The 26,121-nt window shown below is 70.3% G+C and carries 10 protein-coding genes; 7 read left to right on the top strand and 3 right to left on the bottom strand.

All coding sequences use genetic code 11. The features are described 5' to 3' along the window. Window positions 1–164: 164 nt before the first annotated feature. Entirely contained in the window at window positions 165–1,139 is a 975-nt protein-coding gene (locus EBO15_RS00570) for a bile acid:sodium symporter family protein (RefSeq protein ID WP_122192271.1), read from the bottom strand. Between the two features lie 119 nt (window positions 1,140–1,258). Here EBO15_RS00570 and EBO15_RS00565 point away from each other — a divergent pair, with 119 nt between their 5' ends. From EBO15_RS00565 to EBO15_RS00555, 3 genes are read left to right on the top strand one after another with little or no spacing between them, the layout of a single operon-like run. Further along, entirely contained in the window at window positions 1,259–1,849 is a 591-nt protein-coding gene (locus EBO15_RS00565; protein WP_233615836.1) for an RNA polymerase sigma factor, read from the top strand. Further along, the gene (locus EBO15_RS00560) at window positions 1,846–2,916 is read left to right on the top strand and encodes a hypothetical protein (RefSeq protein ID WP_122192270.1); all 1,071 of its coding nucleotides are present in this window, start codon (window positions 1,846–1,848) and stop codon (window positions 2,914–2,916) included. Before EBO15_RS00565 ends, EBO15_RS00560 begins: the two co-directional genes overlap by 4 nt. An 11-nt stretch (window positions 2,917–2,927) precedes the next feature. After that, window positions 2,928–4,136 (top strand): hypothetical protein, encoded by a 1,209-nt coding sequence (locus EBO15_RS00555; RefSeq protein WP_147481330.1) that lies wholly within the window; start codon window positions 2,928–2,930, stop codon window positions 4,134–4,136. A 49-nt stretch (window positions 4,137–4,185) separates the two neighbouring features. Here the strand turns inward: EBO15_RS00555 and EBO15_RS00550 are convergent, their stop codons facing one another. Together EBO15_RS00550 and EBO15_RS00545 are read right to left on the bottom strand one after the other, a co-directional pair. Next, entirely contained in the window at window positions 4,186–4,998 is an 813-nt protein-coding gene (locus EBO15_RS00550) for an ABC transporter ATP-binding protein (RefSeq protein ID WP_122192363.1), read from the bottom strand. A 37-nt stretch (window positions 4,999–5,035) separates the two neighbouring features. After that, entirely contained in the window at window positions 5,036–5,965 is a 930-nt protein-coding gene (locus EBO15_RS00545) for an ABC transporter permease (protein WP_122192268.1), read from the bottom strand. Window positions 5,966–6,150: 185 nt separating this feature from the next. Here EBO15_RS00545 and EBO15_RS00540 point away from each other — a divergent pair, with 185 nt between their 5' ends. The 4 genes from EBO15_RS00540 to EBO15_RS00525 all read left to right on the top strand — a co-directional run bounded on the left by EBO15_RS00540 (window position 6,151) and on the right by EBO15_RS00525 (window position 26,002). Next, the gene (locus EBO15_RS00540) at window positions 6,151–6,753 is read left to right on the top strand and encodes a TetR/AcrR family transcriptional regulator (RefSeq protein WP_122192267.1); all 603 of its coding nucleotides are present in this window, start codon (window positions 6,151–6,153) and stop codon (window positions 6,751–6,753) included. A 94-nt stretch (window positions 6,754–6,847) separates the two neighbouring features. Then, window positions 6,848–7,081 (top strand): hypothetical protein, encoded by a 234-nt coding sequence (locus EBO15_RS00535; protein WP_122192266.1) that lies wholly within the window; start codon window positions 6,848–6,850, stop codon window positions 7,079–7,081. A 271-nt stretch (window positions 7,082–7,352) separates the two neighbouring features. Beyond that, window positions 7,353–12,347 carry a DUF7507 domain-containing protein gene (locus tag EBO15_RS00530; protein ID WP_122192265.1) on the top strand — a complete coding sequence of 1,665 codons (4,995 nt, stop codon included), beginning with the start codon at window positions 7,353–7,355 and terminating at the stop codon, window positions 12,345–12,347. A 311-nt stretch (window positions 12,348–12,658) separates the two neighbouring features. Then, window positions 12,659–26,002 carry a DUF7507 domain-containing protein gene (locus EBO15_RS00525; RefSeq protein WP_122192264.1) on the top strand — a complete coding sequence of 4,448 codons (13,344 nt, stop codon included), beginning with the start codon at window positions 12,659–12,661 and terminating at the stop codon, window positions 26,000–26,002. Window positions 26,003–26,121 lie beyond the last annotated feature (119 nt).

Below are 26,121 nucleotides of genomic sequence, written 5' to 3'. Positions count from 1 at the left end.
CCGTCCCGGTGCCGAGAGTCCATTTCCTGCGTGTCCATGGACTCATGGTGACGTGGCGCGCACCCTTCGTGCCCGCCGAATCCGCGAACTGGCACCGAAGGCGAGTCGCCACCGAAGCCGGGTCGCCGCCGAAGCCGAGTCGCCACCAAAGCCGGGGGCCGCCGTCAGTCGTCCGCCGGGCGGCGCGAGAACCAGGCCGCGACGAGCGCCCCGCTGACGTTGTGCCACACCGAGAAGATCGCCGCCGGGAGCGCCGCGAGCGGGCTGAAGTTCGCCGTCGCCAGCGCGGCGGCGAGCCCGGAGTTCTGCATCCCGACCTCGAACGTCAGCGCGCGGCTGCCGCGTTCGCCGAGCCGTCCGGCGCGTCCGGCGAGGTAGCCGAGCAGCAGCCCGAACCCGTTGTGCAGGACGACCGCGAGGAACACCACGCCCGCCGCCGAGGTGATCGCCTTGGCGCTGCCCGCGACGACGATCGCCACGATCACGCCGATCGCCACCACCGACACCCACGGCAGGACGGGCGCCAGCCGCGTGACCAGCCGGTTCGCGACCGTCCGCAGCACGAACCCGGCCACCACCGGGACCAGCACCGTCTTGAGGATGTCGGTCATCATCGACGCGGCGTGCACCGGCAGGTACTCGCCCGCCAGCAGCAGCGTCAGCGCGGGCGTGAACACGGGCGCGAGCAGCGTGGACACGGTGCCGATCGACACGGCGAGCGCCACGTCGCCGCGCGCGAGGTAGGCCACGACGTTGGACGCCGTCCCGCTCGGCGCGCAGCCGACCAGGATCAGCCCGGCCGCGAGCTGCGGCGACAGGCCGAGCGCGTTCGCGATCAGCCACCCGAGTCCCGGCATGATCACGTAATGCGCGACCAGCCCGAGGCCGACCGCCCACGGACGCCGCACGACGCCCCGGAAGTCCGCGCCGGTCATGGTCAGGCCCATGCAGAACATCACGACGCCCAGCAGGTACGGCACCGCCTCCTTCCCGCCGCGCAGGGTGTCCGGCATGAGCAGCCCGAGCCCGCCGGCCAGCAGGACCAGGACCGGGAAGACGGTGACGGCACGGCGCGCGCGGTGGTCGGGGGCGTTGTTCCCCTCGCTGTCCTTCGGTGTGGACGTTTGTTCTGTCTGCACCCGTCTGAGGTAATCGCCTCCGCCGCTCCCAACGCAAGACGATCTCGGCGACCTGACGTAATCCTGGGCCGCTCTCTGCGACTTCTCGGCGTTAGGGCCCCGAGGGGAGAGGAGGTGGCGTGAACGAGCGCGAAGCCAGGTTCACCCGCCTGTACGAAGCGCATTACCGCAGTGTGTTCGGCTATGTCGTCCTGCGCGTCGAGCGTCAGGCCGCGGAGGACGTCACCGGCGAGGTGTTCGCCGTCGCGTGGCGCAAGGTGGACGAGATCCCGGAGCGGGCGCTGCCGTGGCTGCTCGGCGTGGCGCGGAACCTCGCCCGCCAGTCGCACGGTGCCACCGACCGCGGCCGCCGTCTCGTCGACCGGCTGGCGGCGCTGACCGACCCCGCCGACCGGGACGCCGCCGACGGCGTCATCGCCCGTGACCAGGCGCTCGCCGCGCTGGCCGCGCTCTCGGCCAAGGAGGCCGAGGCCGTCACGCTGACCGCGTGGCACGGCCTCGACCCGGCCGAGGGGGCCCGCGTCGCGGGCTGCTCCCGGGCCGCGTTCCTGGTCCGGCTGCACCGCGGACGCCGCCGCCTGGCCAGAACCCTCGACCCGCCGGCCGCCGAGCCCGCGGGCAGGCCGACCGCCGCGTCCGAGGCCAGGCCGAGCGCCGCAGCTCCTGCCGGGCCGACCGTCCGCCCTCTGGTGAATACGGAGAAGCCATGAAGAACGACCAGGTCACCGCCATGATCGACGCTCTGAGGCCCGCGGTCGACGAGCTCGCCGACGCCGCCTACGAGCGACGCCCGGACCCGTCCGTCCTCCAGCCCCGGGAGGTGAGGGCGCCGTCGCGGCGGCGGCCCGTCCGCGGGATCGCCCTCGGCCTCGGCGCGGCGACGGCCGCCGCGGCCGTGGCCGTCGCCGCGACCCTCCCGAGCGGCGCGGGCGGCCACCACCAGGCGGCCCCGGACACCACGATCGACGCCCGCGCCTTCCTGCTGGCCAGCGCCGACACCGCCGCCAAGCAGCCCACCACCCACGGGACCTGCTGGTACACGCGCACCCGCATGTCCCAGGACCTGGGCGGGCCTCTGCCGGCCAAGGCCAAGCCCAAGGCCACGCCGCTGCCGTTCCGGGCGCGCACGGCCGCCGGCCACGAGGACTGGATCTGCGGCCTTCCCGGCGTGACCGGCCTGCGCCTGCGTTCGCACGGCCCGCTGGACGCCCGCGCCACCTTTCCTACCAAGAGGGACGAGTCGGCCTGGCGCGCGGCGGGTTCCCCGCCCCTGGACGTCAACGGCGGCACCACCGCGACCAAGCCGTTCACCGTGACCTACGACAAGCCCTCGCACATCGCCGACCCGGTCATCGGCTCCCACGAGATCGCGTGGAGGTCCGTCCCGAGCCTGCCCTCCACCAAGCCCGCCCTGGGCTCCTACCTGCGCGAACTCTGGCAGCAGGACCGCAAGGGCGGCGCGCACGGCTACACGGCGCCCGCCGACTACTGCCAGTACGTCTTCGTCGCCGCCTGGGACCTGTTCATGGCCCCGACCTCGCCCGGCACCAGGTCGTCCCTGTTCCGGATCCTGGCCGACTGCCCGTCCCTCCGCGCCACCGGAGGCGTCGCCGACTCCCAGGGCCGTCGCGGCGTCGCCCTCGCCTCCGGGGGAGTCCGCCTCGTCGTCTCCCCGGCGACCGCGCAGCTCCTGGAGTTCGACGAGGCCGGCGCCGACCGCCTCACCTTCGAGAAGCAGGGCTGGGTCGGCGCCGCCGGCGCCCTCCCCACCCGCTGAAAGGTCTCCCCATGCGTAGATCCACGATCGCGGTGCTCACCCTCGCGCTGACGGCGACGACGGCGGCACCGGCCTCTGCGGCACCGGCCTCTGCGGCACCGGCCTCGGCGGCCACCGGCCCGACATGGCGGCAGTTCGACGTGCCCGTCGAAGGCGGCACCAACATCCTCAGCGTCAGCGCGACCGGCCGCGACGACGCGTGGGCCGGTGGCCTCGTCCTCAGGGACGACGGGGGCACCCCGACTCCGAAACCGCCCGCGATGCGGCGGTCGAGCGTGACCAACGACGACGAGTGCGCCAGTCAGGGGATGTTCAGCAGCCTGATGCTGCATTGGGACGGCAGGGCGTGGAAGAAGGTCGCCCTGCCCGAGGTCGGCCGCGTCAACCAGGTCAGCGCCTCGAGCGCGAGCGACGTGTGGGCCTCCGCGGACTGCGCGCTCCTGCACTGGGACGGGCACGCCTGGTCCCGGGTCCCGTACGAGCCGATCCCCGGAGCCCAGCAGTCGGGCAACGAGGCGGTCAAGGCCGTCACCGCCCGGGACGCCTGGATGACGGGCAGTACCTACGACTCGGTGACGCAGGTCGAGCGCGGCTTCGTCCAGCACTGGGACGGCAGGCGGTGGCGGAACGTCCCGCTGCCGAAGCTCGGCGACTCCTTCGGGCTGGACGGCATCGACGCGCGGGGACCGGACGATGCCTGGGCCGTGGGCACGGACACCACGAAGAACGACACCCAGCCCGAGGGTGTGATCCTCCTGCACTGGGACGGACGGGTCTGGAAGCGCGTGCCCGCACCGGACACCGGCGAGTGGACGAACCGGGTCACGCGCGTGCGGATGGCGTCCGGAAGCGACGTCTGGGTCTCCGGCATGGGCAAACGCAGCCCCGCCTGGGAGGAGATCCGGCGTCCGCTGCTCCTGCACTGGGACGGGCGCGCATGGACGACCGCGAAGGTGCCGGACGGGCGCGGTGAGCTGAACGACGTCGCCGTGAGCGGCGGCCACGCCCTCGCCGCCGGTGACACGTTCGCGCCGTCCATGCCGGACTACACGTCCTTCACCCTGCGGCGGACCGCGACGGGCTGGGAGGAGACCACCTCTCCGGTCTCTGGAACGGCGGCCGTCGAGGGCCTGTCCCCGATCCCGGGCGGCGGCCTGTGGAGCGTGGGCGTCAGCGGCGACGACGAGCACATGCGCCCGTTCATCGCCCGCTCGAACTGACGACGCCAGGGGCTGGGACGGTTTCGGAACCGTCCCAGCCCCGACCGGCCTACTTGCGGCCCTTGGCGAAGTCCTCGTAGGCCGCGAGGACCTCGTCGGTGGGGCCGTCCATGCGGAGGACGCCGGACTCCAGCCACAGCGTCCGGTCGCAGGTCTCGCGGATGGTCGTGTTGTTGTGGCTGACCAGGAAGACCGTTCCGGCCTGCTCGCGGAGCTCCTCGATCCGCTCCTTGCTGCGCCGCTGGAACCCGCTGTCGCCCGTGGACAGCGCCTCGTCGATCAGCAGCACGTCGTGCGTCTTCGCGGCGGCGATGGAGAACCGCAGGCGCGCCGCCATCCCGGACGAGTAGGTGCGCATCGGCATGTGGATCGTGAACTCGTCGCGCTCGTTGATCCCGGAGAAGTCGACGATGCCGGAGTAGCGCTCGCGCACCTGTTCCGGGCTCATGCCCATGGCGAGGCAGCCGAGCGCGACGTTGCGTTCGCCGGACAGGTCGTTCATCAGGGCCGCGTTGACGCCGAGCAGCGACGGCTGGCCGTCGGTGTAGACCCGTCCGCGCTCGGGCGGGAGGAGCCCGGCGATCGTCCGCAGCAGGGTGGACTTGCCCGACCCGTTGGTGCCGACGAGCCCGACCGCCTCGCCCCGGCGCGCGACCAGGCTGACGCCCTTGACGGCGTGCACCTCCCGCGTCCCGGGCAGGGTGCGGCGGGTGGCGAGGCGTCCGAGGGCGGACGTGGCGCTCCCGCGTCCCGTGCCCGATCCGTGGACCCGGTAGACGACGTGGACGTCGTCCACGATCACCGTCGGCGCCGACCTGCGCTGCGCGGACGCCTGCTGTGCGGACGCCTGCTGTGCCGATATCTGATGCGCGGATGTCTGCTGTGCGGATGCCTGGTTGTCAGCCACGACCGTATTCCTCCTCGGCCTGCCAGAAGTAGACGTATCCCCCGATGCCGATCACCAGGGCCCAGCCGATCGCCAGCACCCACACGTGCGGGGGGAGGTTCGAGGCGGGCACCGAGCGCATCAGCGCGTAGCGCATCAGGGTGATGTAGACGTGGGCCGGATTCGCCTCGAGGAGCGTCCCGGCCCACCCGGGGGCGTGCTTGGTGAGGGTGGTCAGGTTGTAGAAGACGCCGGAGAAGTACAGCCAGGTCCGCGTCACGAACGGCACCAGCTGCGCGGCGTCGGTGTACTTCGCGCCGACGCGCGCCATCGCGAGCGCGAGGCCCATGTTGAACAGCGTCTGCGCGACCAGCACGGGCGGGACGAGCAGCCAGCGCACGGTGAGGGGCTCCCCGAACGCCAGGACGATCACCGCGAGCACCCCGGTGGAGAACAGCGTCTGCTGAAGCTGGTTGAGCGTCAGCGCGACCGGCAGGCACGCGCGGGGGAAGTGCAGCGCGCGGATCAGGCTCAGGTTCCCCTGCACGGCGCGCGTCCCCGCGAGCACGCTGGCCTGCGTGAACGAGTAGACGAACACCCCGGTGCACAGGTAGGGGATGAAGTTGGTGACGGTGTGCCGGGTGCCCATGAGCACCCCGAAGATCAGGTAGTAGACGCCCGCGTTCAGCAGCGGGGTCATCACCTGCCAGAGCTGGCCCAGCCTCGCGTTCGCGTACATCGAGGTGAGCCGGGCGGTGGCGTAGGCGGTGACGAAGTGCCGCCGGAACCACACCTGGCGGGTGTAGGCGGGCAGGGACGGCCTGGCCCCGCTGACCTCGAGCCCGTACCGGGCGGCCAGGAGGTGGGGCGGAAGGTCGTCCTCGTCGCCCGTGTCGAGGAGGACGCCGGACGGCGGTGACGTGCGGATTCCGGGGTGACTCATGGCGCTCGCCTTCGTCCCGTGGGACCGGTGGGCCCTGGCCGGGCGCGGCCGGGCGGGGCCGGCCGGGCGTCCCGTGACACCGGTCGGTGGATAGAACGGTACCGTTTCGTCGCTTCGTTCTCACGGTAGAACGGCCGACGGACGGAACGCAACCGTTTCGTCCACTCGGGATAGGCTCGGCGTCCATGACGACCCAGCCCCGACCGCGCCGGGCCCCGAGCGGGGCCGCCGTCCTGCGCGAGGACATCACCGACTCGCTCCGCGCCGCGGTCTTCGAGGAGCTCGCCGCGTCCGGCTACGGACGCCTGTCGGTCGAGGCGGTCGCCCGCCGCGCCGGCGTCGGCAAGACCGCCGTGTACCGGCGCTGGCCGTCCAAGCTCGAACTGGTCATCGACGCCGTCTCCGCCGTCGCGGCGCTGCGCATCCCCGTCCCGGACACCGGCTCCCTGCTCGGGGACGTCCAGACCCTCCTGAAGATCCTCGCCCGCGCCCTCCGGCATCCACTGGCCGCCCAGATCGTCCCGGACCTGCTGGCCGAGGCCGCCCGCAACCCCGACATCGCGCGAACGCTCGAGAAGGCCCTCCGCGACACGCAGCGCGACATCACGTCCCAGGTCTTCGGGCGTGCCGTCGAGCGCGGCGAGCTCCCCGAGGGCGCCGGAACCGACCTCGCGCTCGACCTGCTGACGGGCCCGCTCTACTGGCGCCTGACCGTCCTGCGCGCGGCCCCCACCCCCGCCTACCTGGACGAACTCGCCGCCACGATCGTCGCCGCCCTCCGCGCCTAGCACCGGGGTCCGTTTCGCCGCCACCCGTGGCGCGGACGCCGCCGACACGCCACCAATCCCCGTTTCCTTCGAACGGGTGTTCTAGTATGGGCGCATGCACCTCGAGCAATCCGTCATCGCGGTGACCAACGCGTCCGGTCGCCCCGTCCGCCTCACCTGCCAGGACGGCAGCCAGTTCGGCGTCCGCCGGGTCATGGCCGAATGGCAGCCGCCCGGAGCGCCGCGCCTCCTCCGCCTCCAGGTCGTCACGCCGGCCGGGGCGCTGGGCATCGCCGAGGTCACCGCGTCCGCCGCGGACTCCTGGCGCCTCCGCCAGCTCTGGACCTGACCCGCCCGCCGCCCGCTCGCCTCGACGCCCACACCGCGCCGCTCGCCTCGCCGAGCGTGCCGCAACTCGCGCCGCCGCTCGCCCCGACGTCCGCCTCGACGTCCGCTCCGACGTCCGCTCCGGCCCCCATAGTCGGTCGCGGGTCCGTGCGATGAGTCTGTGACCTGCCGCGATGTCCCGCTCGTGATCGACTGACCCCGTAGATCGCGATTGTCGACGATCAGTAACGGGTAGATCACGCGGCGTATTGATCATGTTGTGTGGGGGGAACATGAGCGGTTCACGCCGCGGCGGAACGATCCGCCGTCTGAGCGAAGGCAGATGGTCCGGACTCCTGGCGCTGCTCTGCGCGCTGACGCTGACGGGGGCGCTCGCGCCCTCGGCGTCCGCGCGCGTCGGCGCCGAGGCCTCGACGAAGGCGAAGGCGCGACATAGCGCGCCGAGGACGGTCCCGGGGTCGCCGGGCGTACCGCAGACCCCGACGACGGTGTTCTCGGAGAACTTCGAGAACCGCCAGTCGAACCTGCCCATCCGCCTGAACAACTACACCGGCGTGACCGGCATGACCTACACGGCCGACCAGCCGTGGCTGGAGAACTGCAACGGCTGGGTCGCCGCGTTCTCGGACCCGGCCGGTGGCCAGGCGGCGGTCGCTCCCCAGGTCGCGGACTGCAACCCCCAGGGCGGTCCCGGCGCCACGGGGGTGACGGCGTGGAACAACGTCCGCCAGCTCTCCCGGGCCCTCGGCATCCTCAACGGGACGCCGACCCCCGCGAACAACCACGCGGTCAGCGCCTACACCAACGGGCACGTCAACAACGGCAACCCGGGCGCGAACTTCATCGAGTTCCAGACCGGGTCGGAGATCCCCCTTCCGGCGGCGCAGGACGGCCGGTTCCTGACCTTCTCGGTGAACGCGTCGGAGACCAGCTGCGACACCAACCACAACCACGCCATGCTCGACTTCTTCCTGTTCCATGGCGCGACGGAGACCCCGGTCACCAACGAGTCGATCGACCCGTGCAGCCAGGGGACGCAGGTCTCGCCCGGCTTCTGGGCGGGCACCTTCCCGGGTGACGCGCCGCTGCTGGTCACCGACCCGTCGGTCGGCGTCATGATGCGGAACGCGCAGGGCAGCGGCAACGGCAATGACCACGCGTTCGACGACATCAAGCTTCTGGACGTCACGCCGCAGCTGGACAAGACCTTCGCCCCCGGCACGGTCCAGATCGGCCAGACGTCCCGGCTGACGATCACCATCACCAACACCGACGACCTGCTCGCCAAGTCCGGCTGGGCGTTCACCGACACGCTGCCGGCGGGCCTGGTGCTGGCGACCCCGTCCAACGCGGCCACGACCTGCCCCGCCGGGACGCTCTCGGCCCCCGACGGCGGCAACGAGGTCTCCATCACCGACGGCGCGATCAACGCCGGGCAGGCGTCCTGCACGGTGACCGTGGACGTCACGTCCGAGACGCCCAGCACCTACCACAACGACGCCACGGACATGACCATCCTCCACGGTCTGAACCCGCCGGGCGGGACGGACGTGGTCTTCACCGAGGAGCCCGAGCCCTCGATCTCGCTGCAGAAGTCGGCCGACCCGACGACCTTCACGACGGTCGGGCAGCTCATCAACTACACCTACCTGGTCACCAACAACGGCAGCGAGCCGCTGACCAACGTGAACGTGGCCGACCCGCTGCCCGGACTGTCGTCGATCGACTGCCCGGTGTCGGAGCTCCAACCCGGGGAGAACACGACCTGCACGGCCACCTACACGGTCACCCAGGCGGATCTGGACGCCGGTTCCGTCAGCAACACGGGGACCGCGCACGGCACTCCACCGGAAGGTCCCGACGTGATCGACACGTCGGACGTCACGATCACGTCCGTGCCGAGTACGGCGCTCCACCTCGAGAAGTCGGTGGACCAGACGAGCTTCTCGGCGGCGGGCGAGACCATCACCTACCGCTACGCGGTCACCAACACCGGGAACGTCCGGCTGAACAACGTGACCGTCTCCGACGACACGGTCGGGTTGACGAACATCCCGTGCACGCCGTCGTCGCTGGAACCGGGTGACAGCGCCCAGTGCACCGCCACCTACGTGACGACGCAGGCGGACGTGGACGCCGGTTCCATCCACAACGTGGCGATCGCGCGCGGCACTCCACCAGGGGCGACGACACCGACCGTCTCGAACCCGGGTGAGGCCGTCATCGAGGCGGTCCCCGCCCCGGCGATCACGGTGCAGAAGTCGGCCGACCCGATGACGTTCTCGGCGGTGGGCGAGACGATCACGTACGGCTACCACGTCACCAACACGGGCAACACGACCCTGAACGACGTGGGCGTCACCGACGCGCACGCGGGTCTCTCCGCGATCACCTGCGGGACGACGACGCTGGCGCCGGGCGAGAGCACGGACTGCACGGCGACGTACGTGACGACCGAGCAGGACGTGGACAACGGTTCCATCACCGACTCGGCGACGTCGCACGGCACACCGCCGGGCGCGACGGAACCCGTGGAGTCGCCGCCGGATGAGGTCACCATCCCGGCCGCGTCCGCCCCGTCGATCACGGTGGAGAAGTCGGCGCACCCGACGACGTTCACCGAGGCGGGCGAGACGATCACGTACTCGTACCACGTGACCAACACCGGGAACGTCGCACTGTCCGACGTCGGCGTCACCGACGACCTGGCGGGCCTGTCCGCGGTCACGTGCACGGCGACGACGCTCGCACCGGGTGCGAGCACGAACTGCACCGCCACGTACGTGACGACGCAGCAGGACGTGGACGCCGGTTCCATCCACAACACGGCGACCTCGCACGGCACCACGCCCGACGGCGAGCCGGTCGAGTCGCCACCGGACGAGGCCACCGTCCTGGCCACCGCCAGCCCGTCGATCGCGCTGGTGAAGACGGGCGAGCCGACGACGTTCACGGCGGCCGGCCAGACGATCACGTACACCTACCACGTCACCAACACGGGCAACACGACCCTGGACGACGTGGGCATCACCGACGACCTGCCGGGCCTGTCGGCGGTCACCTGCACGGCGACGACCCTGGCGCCGGGTGCGAGCACGAACTGCACCGCGACGTACGTGACGACGCAGCAGGACGTGAACAACGGGTCGATCCACAACACGGCGACGTCGCACGGCACTCCGCCGGGCGCGACCGAGCCGGTCGTGTCCGAGCCGTCGGAAGTGATCATTCCGGCCGAGGCGATCCCGTCCCTGGCGGTGGAGAAGTCGGCTCACCCGACGGAGTTCACCGCGGCGGGCGAGACGATCACGTACACCTACTTCGTCATCAACAACGGGAACGTTCCACTGACGAACGTGGGCATCACCGACCCGCTTCCGGGCCTGTCGGCGGTCACCTGCGCGCTGACGACTCTCCAGCCTGACGAGACGACCGAGTGCACGGGCACGTACGTGACGACGCAGGCGGACGTGGACGCCGGTTCGGTCCACAACATCGCGACCTCGCACGGCACACCGCCGGGCGAGGAGCCGATCGACTCGCCGCCGTCGGAGACGACCATCGAAGCCGTCCCGAACCCGTCGATCGCCGTGCAGAAGTCGGCCCAGCCGACGACGTTCAACGCCGCCGGTCAGACGATCACGTACACGTACCACGTCACCAACACGGGCAACACGACCCTGGACGACGTGGGCATCACCGACGACCTGCCGGGCCTGTCGGCCGTGACGTGCGCCCATCTGACGCTGGCGCCGGGTGCGAACACGAACTGCACCGCGACGTACGTGACGACGCAGCAGGACGTGAACAACGGGTCGATCCACAACACGGCGACGTCGCACGGAATTCCGCCGGGCGAGACCGAGCCGGTCGTTTCGGATCCGTCCGACGTGACCATTCCCGGTGAGTCCGCTCCGTCGATGGTGATCGAGAAGTCGGTCCATCCGGCGACGTTCACCGCGCCCGGTCAGACGATCACGTACACCTACCACGTCACGAACACCGGAAATGTTCCGCTGCACAGCGTCGGCGTCACCGACGATCTGGCGGGTCTTTCGGCGGTCACGTGCACGGCGACGACTCTGGCGCCGGGTGCGACCACGAACTGCACCGCGACGTATGTGACGACGCAGGCGGATGTCGACGCCGGCTCGATCAACAATGTGGCGACCGCGCACGGCACTCCGCCCACCGGCGAGCCGATCGATTCGCCACCGGACGAGGTGACCGTCGAAGCGATTCCGACTCCGTCGATCGCGGTGCAGAAGTCGGCCGAGCCGACGACGTACAGCGCGGCGGGTCAGACGATCACCTACACGTACCACGTGACCAACACCGGCAACACGACCCTGAATGACGTGGGCGTCACCGACGAACTTCCGGGTCTGTCGGCGATCACCTGCACGGCGACGTCTCTCGCGCCGGGTGCGAGCACGAATTGCACCGCGACGTATGTGACGACGCAGCAGGACGTGAACAACGGGTCGATCCACAACACGGCGACGTCGCACGGCACTCCGCCGGGCGCGACCGAGCCGGTCGTGTCCGAGCCGTCGGAGACGACCGTCGAGGCCGTTCCGAGTCCGTCGGTGACCGTGCAGAAGACGGCCGAGCCGACGACGTTCACGGCGGTCGGTCAAACGATCACGTACACCTACCACGTCACCAACACGGGCAACACGACCCTGAACGACGTGGGCGTCACCGACGTCCACCCGGGCCTGTCGGCGATCACCTGCACCCAGGTGACGCTGGAGCCGGGCGAGAGCGCGACCTGCACGGCGACGTACGTGACGACGCAGGCGGACGTCGACGCCGGCTCGGTCAAGAACTCGGCGACCGCGCACGGCACTCCGCCGGGCGCGACGGAACCCGTGGAGTCGCCGCCGTCCGAGGTCGTCGTCCAGGGGAAGGCCAAGGCGTCGATCCGCATCCGCAAGTCCGTCCACCCGAAGCACTTCTGGAGGGAAGGACAGCACCTGCACTTCAGGTACCGGGTGACCAACACCGGGAACGTCACGCTCACCAATGTGCGCGTCATCGACGATCTGCGCGGTCTCTCGCGGATCGAGTGCCCGCGCCGGACGCTGGCGCCCGGGGAGTCCATGACCTGCGAGGCGACCTATCGAATTCGCGACAGGGACATGTGGGAGAAGTGCGTGCGGAACCGTGCCATCGCTGAGGGGCTTCCGCCGGGGACGCACACTCCGGTGAGGTCCAGGCCCTCGCACGCGATCGCCTTCGGCCACATTCCGGTGACCGGATAACGAACGGCCGGGGAGCGTCAGGAATTCGGCGCTCCCCACCGTGAACCGCACAAGGCGCGGCGGCGGCCCATGGTCGCCGCCGCGCTGAGGGCTGCCCAGTCCCCGATAACCGTAATGGCCCGATCCCGACGCCGGGATCGGGCCATTGCCTGCTTTTTGGCGGGTCGTCCATTTCGGCTTCAGTGCAGGAGAAAACTGACGACCTTTTGATCTTTCTCCCGAGCGTCTCGATGATCAGTAGCGGGTAGATCACGCGGCGTATTGATCAAGCTGGGCCTGGGGGAAAAATGGGTAGTCCACGCCGCGGCGGAATGTTCCGTCGTCTGAGCAAGACACGTGCCTTCACCGCCGTCGTGGTGTCTTTCGCGATGGTGGCGGCGACCATGTCGCCCGCGGTGACCCGCCATTCCCACGCGGCCGCGGCCGTGAAGCGTCCCCCCGCGGCCGTCCCCGCCGCCGTCCCGGCGACGTCCCCCGGGTCGCCGGGCAGGCCTCAGCCCGCGACCGCAGTGTTCAGCGAGAACTTCGAGAACCGCCAGTCGAGCCTCCCCATCAGGCTGAACAACTACACAGGCCAGTTCGGCATGACCTACACGGCAGACCAGGCCTGGTTGCAGAACTGCAACGGCTGGGTCGCCGCGTTCTCGGACCCGGGCGGCAGCTCCCCGTCGGTCGCCACCCAGGTCGCGGACTGCAACCCGGCGTCGGGAGGCCCCGGCACCCCGGGGACACAGGCGTGGAACCACGTCCGCCAGCTCGCCCAGGCGCTCGGCGTCCTCAACGGGACGCCGAACACGGCGGACAACCACGCGGTCAGCGCCTACACCAACGGGCACATCAACAACGGCGACCCCGGCGCCGGCAAGGTCGAGTTCCAGACGGCGAAGCAGATCCCCCTCACCGAGCACGGCCGGTTCCTGACCTTCTCGGTGAACGCCGCCGAGACCAGCTGCGACACCAACAAGAACCACGCCCTGCTCAACTTCTACCTGGTCAACGGGGCGAGCGAGACCCCCGTGACCTCCCAGGCCGTCAACCCGTGCACCCGGGGCTCGCAGGTCTCGCCGGGCTTCTGGGCGGGGACCTTCCCGGGCGACGCGCCGTTGCTGTACTCCGGCGACTCCGTCGGCCTCAAGATGACCAACGGGCAGGGCAGCGGCAACGGCAACGACCACGCCTTCGACGACGTCCGGCTCATGGACGTGACCCCCCAGCTGGACAAGGCGTTCGACCTCACCACCATCCGGGTCGGCCAGACGTCCAAGCTGACGTTCACCATCACCAACACCAGCGACCTGCTCGTCAAGTCCGGGTGGTCGTTCACCGACACGCTTCCGTCCGGCCTCAGGCTGGGGAACCCGGCCAACGCCACCACGACCTGCACCAGCGCCGACATCGGCGCCGCCGCCGGTGACGACAAAATCTCCGTGACCAACGGCTCCCTGGCCGCCGGGCAGGCGTCCTGCACGGTGACCGTCGACGTCACGTCCGGCACCGTGGGCACCTACACCAACGGCCCCTCGGACATCACCGACTCCCTCGGTCTGAACCCCCCGGGCGAGTCGACCCTCCAGGTCACCGACGCCGCCGTCCCCTCGCTCCGGGTGGAGAAGTCGGGCTCCCCGGACACCTTCACGAACGTGGGCGACACGCTCACCTACACCTACCGCGTCACCAACACCGGCAACGTCACCATGAACAACGTGCGCGTCCGGGACAACCTGCCGGGCGTGTCGGCGATCACCTGCGCGGCGACGACCCTGGCGGCCGGGGACGGCACGGACTGCACCGCCACCTACAGGGTCACGCAGGCGGACGTCGACGCGGGCTCCGTCCACAACGTGGCGATAGCGTCCGGCGTCCCGGAGGGCGGGACCGATCCCGTCGACTCGCCACCGTCGGACCTCACCACCAGGGCGCCCGTCGTCCCCGGGATCAGCATCGTCAAGCTGGCCGACCTGAGCAACTACCACGACCCAGGTCAGACGATCACCTACACCTACCACGTCACCAACACCGGCAACGTGGCCCTGAACACCGTGGGCGTCACCGACAACCTGACAGGTCTGTCCGCGGTGAACTGCCCGCAGACGACGCTGGCCGTCGGGCAGAGCATGGACTGCACGGCGACGTACGTGACGACGCAGGCGGACGTGGACGCCGGGGCGATCAGCAACACCGCGACCGCGCACGGCATCCCGCAGTCCCTGACCGAGCCGATCGTGTCCGCGCCGTCCCAGGTGACCATCCCGGCCATCGCGGACCCGGCGATCACCCTGGTGAAGACGCCCGACCCGACGACCTTCTCGGCCCCGGGCCAGCAGATCACCTACTCCTACCTGGTCACCAACACGGGCAACGACACCCTGTCGAACGTCAACGTGACCGACGACCTGCCGGGCATCTCGGCGGTGACCTGCCCCCAGACGACCCTGGCGCCGAACGAGAGCATGACCTGCACGGCGACGTACGTGACGACGCAGCAGGACCTCGACAACGGCTCCGTCTTCAACGTCGCGGTCGCGCACGGCACCGCGCCGGCCGCGACCGAGCCCACGGACTCGGCCCCGGCCGACGCGACCGTGATCGGCAAGGCCAACCCGGGGATCACGGTGGCGAAGTCGGCCGACCGGAGCTCGTTCACCGCCGCCGGCCAGCCGATCACCTACACCTACAAGGTCACCAACACCGGCAACGTGACCCTGAACGACGTGGGCATCAACGACCCGCTGCCGGGCCTGTCGACGCCGACCTGCCTCACCACGACCCTGCCGGCGGGCGGAAGCACGGACTGCACGGCGACCTACACGACGACCCAGGCGGACGTCGACGCGGGCGCCGTCCACAACGAGGCGAGCGCGCACGGCACGCCGCAGGGCGCGACCGGACCGATCGAGTCGCCCCTGTCCGAGGTGACCGTCCCGGCCGTGGCCAACCCGTCGATCGCCCTGTCGAAGGTCCCGAACAGGCTGACCTACCCCGGCGCCGGGGTCGTCATCACCTACCAGTACGTCGTCACCAACACGGGCAACGTGACCCTGACCGATGTGGGCATCACCGACGCCCACACGGGCCTGTCGCCGGTCACCTGCCCGTTGACGACGCTGCCGCCAGGGGGCCGCACGGTCTGCATAGGCACCTACACGACGACCGCGCAGGACGTGCTCAACGGCGAGATCACCAACACGGCGACGGCGCACGGCACCCCGCCGGGCGCGACCGGGCCCACCGTGTCGGCGCCGGCCACCGCGACCGTGAGGGGCGAGGCCAACCCGGCGCTCACGATCGAGAAGTCGGCCGATCCGACGACGTTCACCTTCGCGGGCCAGCCGATCACCTACAGCTACGTGGTCACCAACAACGGCAACGATCCTCTGACCGATGTGGCCGTCCGGGACGACCTGCTGGGCCCGGGGGCGGTCACCTGCCCGGTGACGGTGCTGAATCCCGGTCAGAGCACGACCTGCACCGGCACCTACATACCGACCCAGGCGGACATGGACCGCGGGTCCGTCGTCAACACGGCGATCGCCGTGGGCACCAATGTCGATGGGGCGGAGATCGATTCGGCGCCGTCGGAGGCGATCGTCACCGGCGTGCCCAACCCGTCGATGGCGCTGGTGAAGTTCGGCTACCCGCCGTCGTTCTCGGGCCCCGGCCAGACGATCACGTACACCTACCACATCCTCAACACGGGCGACGTGACCCTCACCAACGTGGGCGTCACCGACGACCTGCCGGGGCTGTCGCCGATCACCTGCAACACCACCACGCTGGCTCCCGGCCAGGCCACGGACTGCTTCGCCACCTACGTGACGACCCAGGCGGACGTGGACTTCGGCTCCGTCCACAACGTGGCGACCGCGCACGGCACGCCGCCCGGCGGCACCGGGCCGATCGACTCGCCGCAGGCCGAGGTGACCATCCCGGCCGTGTCCAGCCCGGCGATCACGCTGACCAAGACGCCCGAGCCGACGACGTTCTCGGCGGTGGGCCAGCAGATCACCTACACCTACCGCGTCACCAACACCGGCAACGTCACCCTGAGCGACGTCGGGATCACCGACGACCTGCCGGGCCTCGGCCCGATCATGTGCCCGACCACGACGCTGGCGCCGGGCGAGAGCATGGACTGCACGGCGGAGTACGTGACGACCCAGGAGGACCTGGACGCCGGGCTCATCCACAACACGGCGACCGCGCACGGCACCGCGCCCGGAGGGACCGAACCCACGGTGTCGGCCCCGGCCGAGGCGGACGTGACCGCCGAGCCCAACCACGGGATCACCCTGGCGAAGTCGGCCGACGTGACCTCGTACTCCAGGCCCGGCGAGACCATCACCTACACCTACAGGGTCACCAACACGGGCAACCAGACCCTGACCGACGTGGGCGTCACCGACAACCTGCCCGGCCTGACGGCGATCGAATGCCCGCAGACCACGCTGGCGCCCGGCGAGTCCATGGACTGCACGGCGACCTACGTCACGACCCAGCAGGACGTCGACAACGAGTCGATCCACAACGTGGCGACCGCGCACGGCACACCACCGGGCCCGGGCACCGAGCCGATCGAGTCGCCGACGTCGGAGGTCACCATCCCGGCCGTTCTCACCCCGGCGATCGAGGTGCACAAGACGGCCGACCCGACGACGTTCTCGGGCCCCGGTGAGACGATCACCTACACCTACAAGGTCACCAACACCGGCGACGTGACCCTGCACAACGTGGGCGTCACCGACGACCTGCCCGGCCTGTCGCCGATCGGCTGCCCGCTCACGACCCTCGCTCCCGACGAGTCCATGGACTGCGCGGCGACCTACGTGACGACGCAGCAGGACGTCGACAACGGCAGCATCCACAACACGGCGACGTCCCACGGCACCACGCCCGACGGGACCCAGACCGTGACGTCGGAGCCGTCCGAGGCGGACGTGGAGCTCGAGCCGCGGCCGGCGATCGAGATCCGCAAGTCGGCCGACCCGATGCTCTACACCACGGTCGGCCAGGGCATCATCTACAGCTACACCGTCACCAACACCGGCAACGTCCGCCTGGACAACGTCGGCGTCAACGACCCGCTGACCGGCATGTTCGGGACCACCTGCGGCGCGGCGACGCTGAACCCCGGTGAGAGTACGGGCTGCACGGCGCTGTACACCGTCACGCAGGAGGACATCGACAACGGATCCATCTTCAACGAGGCGACCGCGCACGGCACCGCGCCGGGCGCGACCGAACCCACGGTGTCGGAACCGTCGGACGTGACCGTCACCGCCGAGGTCACTCCCGAGCTCATGCTGCACAAGTTCGCGGACCTGATGACCTACTCGGCCGCGGGCCAGCAGATCACGTACTTCTACGAGATCACCAACACGGGCAACGTGACGCTCAACGACGTCGGGGTCAAGGACACCCTGATCCAGCCGTTCGAGATCTTCTGCCCGACCACGACCATCGCGCCGCACGAGACCATCCACTGCACGGCGACGTACATCGTGACGCAGCAGGACGTCGACAACGGGTCGATCTTCAACGAGGCGATCGCGCACGGCACGGCGCCCGGCTCGCCCACGCCTACGGAGTCGAACCCGTCGGACGTGACCGTGACCGCCGAGCACAACCCGGGGATCACGGTGGCGAAGTCGGCCGAGCCGCCGACGTTCTCGTCCGCGGGCTATGTGATCACGTACAGCTACCACGTCGTCAACGACGGCAACGTGACCCTGCACGACGTGCACGTCGTCGACGACCTGCCGGGCCTGTCGCCGGTCACCTGCCCGGAGAGCACGCTGACCGCCGGCGAGAGCATGGTGTGCACGGCGACCTACGTGACGACCCAGGCCGACCTGGACGCCGGTTCGATCCACAACACGGCGGTCGCGCGCGGTACGGCACCGGACGGCGGCATCCTCGAGTCGCCGCCGTCGGACGTCATCGTGATCGCCGAGGCGGGCCCGGCGATCACGATCGAGAAGACGCCCGAGCCGCCGACGTTCTCGGCCCCGGGCCAGCAGATCACCTACACCTACCACGTCACCAACACGGGCAACGTGACGCTGACCGACGTGGGCGTCACCGACGACCTGCCGGGCCTGTCGCTGATCACCTGCGGGCAGACGACGCTCGCGCCCGGTGAGACGACGGACTGCACCGCCACCTACATCACGACGCCGCAGGACCTGGCCAACGGCAAGATCACCAACACGGCGACCTCGCACGGCACGGCGCCCGGAGCCACCGAGCCCACCGTGTCGCCTCCGGCGGACGCGGTCGTGACCGTCGAGCCCAACCCGGGGATCACGCTGGCGAAGTCCGCCTCGCCGCAGACCGTCTCGTCGGTCGGCGAGCAGGTCACCTACACCTACCACATCGTCAACACGGGCAACGTGACCCTGTACGGCGTCCATGTCAGCGACGACCTGGTGCCGGTCGGCTGCCCGGGCACGCCGCTGCCGCCCGGCGAGGCCATGGACTGCACCATGACCTACACGGTGACGCAGGCGGACCTGGACGCCGGTTCGATCCACAACACGGCGGTCGCGCGCGGCTCGACACCGAACGGCGACACGATCGAGTCGCCACCGTCGGAGGAGACCGTCCTGGCGGTGCCGAACCCGGCGCTCGTGCTGCAGAAGACCTCCGAGCCGACGACCTTCACGGCGGCCGGCCAGCAGATCACGTACACCTACCACGTCACCAACACGGGCAACGTGACCCTGAACAACATCGGCATCACCGACGATCTGCCCGGCGTGACACCCGCGACCTGCGGGACGACCACCCTGGCGCCCGGTGAGAGCACGGACTGCGTCGCGACCTACATCACGACGCCGCAGGACGTGGCCAATGGCCAGATCCGCAACGTGGCCACCGCGCACGGCACGGCGCCCGGATCGACCGAGCCGACCGTGTCGCCTCCGTCGGAGGCGATCGTGACCCTCGCCGCGAACCCGGGGATCACGGTGGCGAAGTCCGCGACGCCGTCCACGTTCTCGGGGGCCGGCGAGACGATCCACTACAGCTACGAAGTCGTCAACGACGGCAACGTGGCCCTGGACAACGTCCACATCACGGACTCCCTGCCCGGCCTGTCGCCGGTCACCTGCCTGACGACGACGTTGCAGCCCGGCGCGAGCACGACCTGCACGGCGACGTACGTGACGACGCAGGCGGACGTGGACGCCGGAGCGATCTTCAACACGGCGACCGCGCACGGCACGGCACCGGACGGCAACGCGGTCGACTCGCCGCCGTCGGACTTCACCGTCCTGGCGGTGCCGAGCCCGGAGATCCAGCTGCAGAAGTCCGCGGACCCGACGACGTTCTCGGCGGCGGGCCAGCAGATCACCTACACCTACCAGGTCACCAACACGGGCAACACGACCCTGAACAACGTCGGTATCACCGACGACCTGCCGGGCGTGACACCCGCGTTCTGCCCGACGACCGTCCTGGCTCCCGGTGAGAGCACGACCTGCACCGCGACCTACACGACGACCCAGGCGGATCTCGACAGGGGATCCATCCACAACGTGGCGAATGCCCACGGCACGGCGCCGGGGGCGACCGAGCCGACCGTGTCCGGTCCGTCGGAGGCGGTCGTGACCGCCGAGCACAACCCGGGGATCACGGTGGCGAAGTCGGCCGAGCCGACGACGTTCTCCGGCCCGGGTCAGACCATCACCTACACCTACGTCGTGACGAACACCGGCAACGTGACCCTGACCGACGTCGGGATCAACGACGCGCTGCCGGGGCTGTCCGGGGTCACCTGCGACACGACCACGCTGCCCGCCGGTGGCACCGCGACCTGCACGGCCACCTACGTGACGACGCTCGCCGACCTGGACGCCGGTTCGGTCCACAACTCGGCGACCGCGCACGGCACTCCGCCGAGCGGGATCCCGGAGGAGTCGCCGCCGTCGGAGGTCACCGTCCTGGCGGAGGCCGCTCCGGCGCTCGAGATCCAGAAGACCGCCGACCCGGCGACCTACTCGGCGGTGGGCCAGCAGATCACCTACACCTACCACGTCGTCAACACGGGCAACGTGACCATGAACAACGTGGGCATCACCGACGATCTGCCCGGCGTGACACCCGCGCTCTGCGGATCGACGACCCTGGCGCCCGGTGACAGCACGGCCTGCACCGCGACGTACACGGTGACGCAGGCGGATCTCGACAACGGATCCGTCCACAACGTGGCGACCGCGCACGGCACGGCGCCCGGGGCGACCGAGCCCACCGTGTCCGGCCCGTCGGAGGCGGTCGTGACGGCCGTCCCGAACCCGGGGATCACGGTGGCCAAGTCGGCCGACCCGTCCACGTTCTCCAGCGCGGGTCAGGCGATCACGTACTCCTACCACGTGGTCAACACGGGCAACGTGACGCTGACCGACGTCGGCGTCACCGACGACCTGCCGGGCCTGTCCGCGATCAACTGCCCGGTGACCACGCTGGCCGCCGGTGCGAGCACGACCTGCACCGCGACCTACGTGACGACGCAGGCGGACATGGACAACGGCGCCGTCCACAACTCGGCGACCGCGCACGGCACTCCGCCTGGCGGCACGCCGGAGGAGTCGCCGCCGTCGGACGTCACCGTGACCGCCGTGCCGAACCCCGCGATCACGGTGCAGAAGACGGCCGACCCGACGACGTACTCGGCCGCCGGCCAGCAGATCACGTACACCTACCACGTCACCAACACGGGCAACGTGACCCTGACCGACGTGGGCGTCAACGACGCACTGTCCGGCGTCTCGCCGGTCGCCTGCGAACTGACGACGCTGACCGTCGGCCAGACCACGACCTGCACCGCGACGTACACGACGACGCAGGCGGACGTGGACGCCGGTTCGATCACCAACCTGGCGACGTCGCACGGCACCGCGCCGGGCGCGACCGAGCCCACGGAGTCGACACCGGACAGCGTGACCGTCACCTCGGTGCCGAGCCCGGCGCTCACGCTGGAGAAGACGGCCGAGCCCACGACGTACTCGGCCGCCGGCCAGCAGATCACGTACACCTACCACGTCACCAACACGGGCAACGTCACCCTGAGCAACGTCGGCATCACCGACGTCCTGCCGGGGGTGTCCGGTGCGACCTGCGACCTGACCACGCTCGCCGTCGGCCAGAGCACGGACTGCTTCGCCACCTACACGACGACGCAGCAGGACGTCGACAACGGCTCGATCACCAACTCGGCGACCGCGCACGGCACCGCGCCGGGCGCGACCGAACCGACCGAATCGGGACCGTCGGAAGCGACGGTGACGGCGATCGCCAACCCGGGGATCACGGTGGCCAAGTCCTCGGACGTGACCTCGTTCTCCGGTCCGGGCGAGACGATCACCTACACCTACCACGTGGTCAACACGGGCAACGTGACCCTGACGAACGTCGGCGTCGACGACAACCTCGCGGGCCTGACCGGGATCACCTGCGACCGGACCACGCTGAGCGCCGGTGAGTCCGCGACCTGCACGGCCACCTACGTGACCACGCAGCAGGACGTCGACAACGGCCTGGTCCACAACGTGGCGACCGCGCACGGCACACCGCCGAGCGGGACGCCGGAGGAGTCGCCGCCGTCCGAGGTCACCGTCATCTCGGTGCCCGAGCCCGCGATGACCGTCCAGAAGTCCGCCGAGCCGACGACGTACTCGGCGGCCGGACAGACGATCACCTACACCTACGAGGTCGTCAACACGGGCAACGTCACCCTGCACGGCGTGGGCATCACCGACGCCCTGCCCGGCCTGTCCGCGATCGTCTGCGGCACCACGGTCCTGGCGCCCGGTGCGAGCACGACCTGCACCGCGACGTACGTGGTGACGCAGCAGGACGTCGACAACGGCTCGATCACCAACGCGGCGACCGCGCACGGCACGACGCCCAACGACGAGCCGACCGAGTCGGAGCCGTCGGAGGTGACGGTCGACGCCGTCCACAACCCGGGGATCACGGTGGCCAAGTCGGCCGATCCGTCCACGTTCTCCGGCCCGAACCAGACGATCACGTACACCTACCACGTGGTCAACACGGGCAACGTGACCCTGACCAACGTCGGAGTCACCGACGCCCTGCCGGGCCTGTCCGCGGTCATCTGCAACTCGACGACCCTGGCCGCCGGTGAGAGCACCGACTGCACGGCGACCTACACGACCACGCAGGCGGACGTCGACGCCGGTTCGATCCACAACGTCGCCACCGGCCACGGCACACCGCCGACCGGTCCGCCGCTGGAGTCGCCGCCGTCCGAGGACACCGTCATCGCGACGCCCAACCCGGCGATGACCGTGACGAAGACGGCCGAGCCGACGACGTACTCGGCCGCCGGCCAGCAGATCACGTACACCTACCACGTCACCAACACCGGGAACCTGACCCTGAACAACGTGGGCGTCACCGACGCCCACCCGGGCCTGTCCGCGATCACCTGCGGCACGACGACGCTGGCTCCCGGTCAGAGCACCACCTGCACCGCGACCTACGTGACGACGCAGCAGGACGTCGACCACGGCGCGATCATCGACTCGGCCACCGCCCACGGCACGCCGCCCGGCGCGACCGAGCCGATCGAGTCGCCGCCCTCGGAGGAGACGGTGGAGGCCGTCCACAACCCGGGGATCACGGTGGCGAAGTCGTCCGAGCCGTCCGAGTTCACGGGGCCGGGGCAGACGATCACGTACACGTACCACGTGGTCAACACGGGCAACGTGACCCTGACGAACGTCGGAGTCACCGACGACCTGCCGGGCCTGTCCGCGGTCACCTGCGACGCGACCACGCTGGCCGCCGGTGAGAGCGCGACCTGCACGGCGACCTACACGACCACGCAGGCGGACGTCGACGCCGGTTCCGTCCACAACTCGGCCGCCGGCCACGGCACGCCGCCGACCGGTCCGCCGCTGGAGTCGCCGCCGTCCGAGGTCACCGTCCCGTCGGTGCCGAGCCCGGCGATGACGGTGCAGAAGACGGCCGAGCCGACGACGTTCTCGGCCGCGGGCCAGACGATCACCTACACCTACCACCTGGTCAACACGGGCAACGTGACCCTGAACGCCGTCGGCGTCACCGACGACCTGCCCGGCCTGTCCGCGGTCACCTGCGACACGACCACGCTGGCGCCCGGTGAAAGCGCGACCTGCACGGCGACCTACACGACCACGCAGGCGGACGTCGACGCCGGTTCGATCCACAACGTCGCGACCGGCCACGGCACGCCGCCCGGCGCGACCGAGCCGATCGAGTCGCCGCCGGACGAGGCGACCGTGACCGCCACCGCCAGCCCGGCGATGACGGTGACCAAGTCGGCCGAGCCGATGACGTACTCGGCCGCCGGTCAGCAGATCACGTACACCTACCACGTCACCAACACGGGCAACGTGACCCTGACCAACGTCGGGATCACCGACACCCACCCGGGCCTGTCGGCCGTCACCTGCGGCCAGACGACCCTGCCCGCCGGTGAGAGCACGACCTGCCTCGCCACCTACGTGACCACACAGCAGGACGTCGACCACGGCTCGATCACCAACGCGGCCACCGGGCACGGCACACCGCCCGGCGCGACCGAACCGATCGAGTCGCCGCCCACGGAGGAGACCGTGGAGGCCGTCCACAACCCGGGCATCACCGTGGCGAAGTCGTCCGAGCCGTCCGAGTTCACGGCGGCGGGCCAGACGATCACGTACACGTACCACATCGTCAACACGGGCAACGTGACCCTGACGAACGTCGGCGTCACCGACCACCTGGCGGGCCTGTCCGCCATCACCTGCGGCCAGACCACCCTGACCGCCGGCCAGAGCACGAACTGCACCGCCACCTACACGACCACGCAGGCGGACGTCGACAACGGCTCCGTCCACAACTCGGCCACCGGCCACGGCACCACGCCCGGCGGCGAGCCGCTCGAGTCGCCGCCGTCCGAGGTCACCGTCCCGGCGGAGCCCAACCCGGCGATGACGGTGGTGAAGACGGCCGTCCCGTCGACGTTCTCCGCGGCGGGCCAGCAGATCACCTACAGCTACCAGGTCACCAACACGGGCAACGTGACCCTGAAGAACATCGGGATCACCGACACCCACCCGGGCCTGTCGGCCATCACCTGCGACCAGACGACCCTGGCGCCCGGTGACAGTGCGACCTGCCTCGCCACCTACGTGACGACCCAGCAGGACGTCGACAACGGCTCCGTCCACAACGCGGCCACCGGGCACGGCACACCGCCCGGAACGACCGAACCGATCGAGTCGCCGCCGACGGAGGAGACCGTGGAGGCCGTCCACAACCCGGGGATCACGGTGGCCAAGTCGTCCGAGCCGCCCACCTTCACCGGACCCGGCCAGACGATCACGTACACCTACCACGTGGTCAACACCGGCAACGTGACCCTGGCCGGCGTCGGGATCACCGACGCCCTGCCGGGCCTGTCCGCGATCACCTGCGGCACGACCACACTCACCGCCGGTGAGAGCACCGACTGCACCGCCACCTACGTGACGACGCAGGCGGACGTCGACGCCGGATCCGTCCACAACATCGCGACCGGCCACGGCACACCGCCGACCGGCCCGCCGCTCGAGTCGCCGCCGTCCGAGGTCACCGTCATCGCGGTGCCCGGCCCGGCGATGACCGTGACGAAGTCGGCCGGCCCGACGACGTTCGACGCCGCCGGCGAGACGATCACGTACACCTACCACGTGACCAACACCGGCAACGTGACCATGAGCGACGTCGGGATCACCGACGCCCTGCCGGGCCTGTCCCCGATCACCTGCGGACAGACCACCCTGGCCGTCGGCGAGAGCACGGACTGCACGGCGACCTACGTGACCACCCAGCAGGACGTCGCGAACGGCTCGATCCACAACTCGGCGACCTCGCACGGCACCGCGCCGGGCGCGACCGAACCCACGGACTCGCCGCCGTCGGAGGTCACCGTCACGGCCAACGCCAAGCCGGCGATCAGCCTCCGCAAGAGCGTCGTGCCGTCGTCCTTCACCCACGCGGGACAGGACCTCCAGTACCGCTACGAGGTGACGAACACGGGCAACGCGCCGCTCACCAACGTCGGCGTCACCGACGCCCTGCCCGGTCTGTCGGCCATCCAGTGCCCGAGGACGACGCTCCAGCCGGGCGAGAGCGTGGTCTGCACGGCCACCTACCGCACGACCCAGCAGGACGTGGACCGCGGCAGCATCCACAACGTCGCCACCGCGCACGGCACACCGCCGAACGGCAAGCCGATCGAGTCGCCGCCGTCCGAGGTCACCGAGAAGTTCGTCGGGAAGGGCAAGATCAGCATCCGCAAGTTCGTCCACCCGAAGAGCTACTCCAGGGTGGGCCAGGTGCTCCACTTCACCTACCGGGTGACCAACACGGGCACGGCGACGCTGACCGACGTCCGCATCCACGACCGCCTCCGCGGTCTGTCGGCGATCCACTGCCCGAAGCGGACGCTCGCACCGGGCGAGTCGATGATCTGCACCGCCCACTACCGCATCCGCAAGGACGACCTGTACGAGAAGATCGTCCGTAACCGCGCCTACGCCCAGGGCACCCCGCAGGGAACCCACAGGACGGTGACCTCCAGGGAAGCCACCGCGAAGGCGTACGGCCACATCCCGGTGACCGGGTGACGGCCGACTCCGCGAAGCGTCTCCCCTGCGCACTCCGCGCAGGGGGACGCGGGAGCATGGCGGCGCTGACCGCCGCCGCCATGCTCCTGCCCACAACGGCCCAAGCGTCCACACCCGAA

This window comes from Actinomadura harenae (assembly GCF_003696215.1).
Lineage (GTDB): Bacteria > Actinomycetota > Actinomycetes > Streptosporangiales > Streptosporangiaceae > Spirillospora > Spirillospora harenae.
This window is presented reverse-complemented; position numbering and strand designations above follow the sequence as displayed.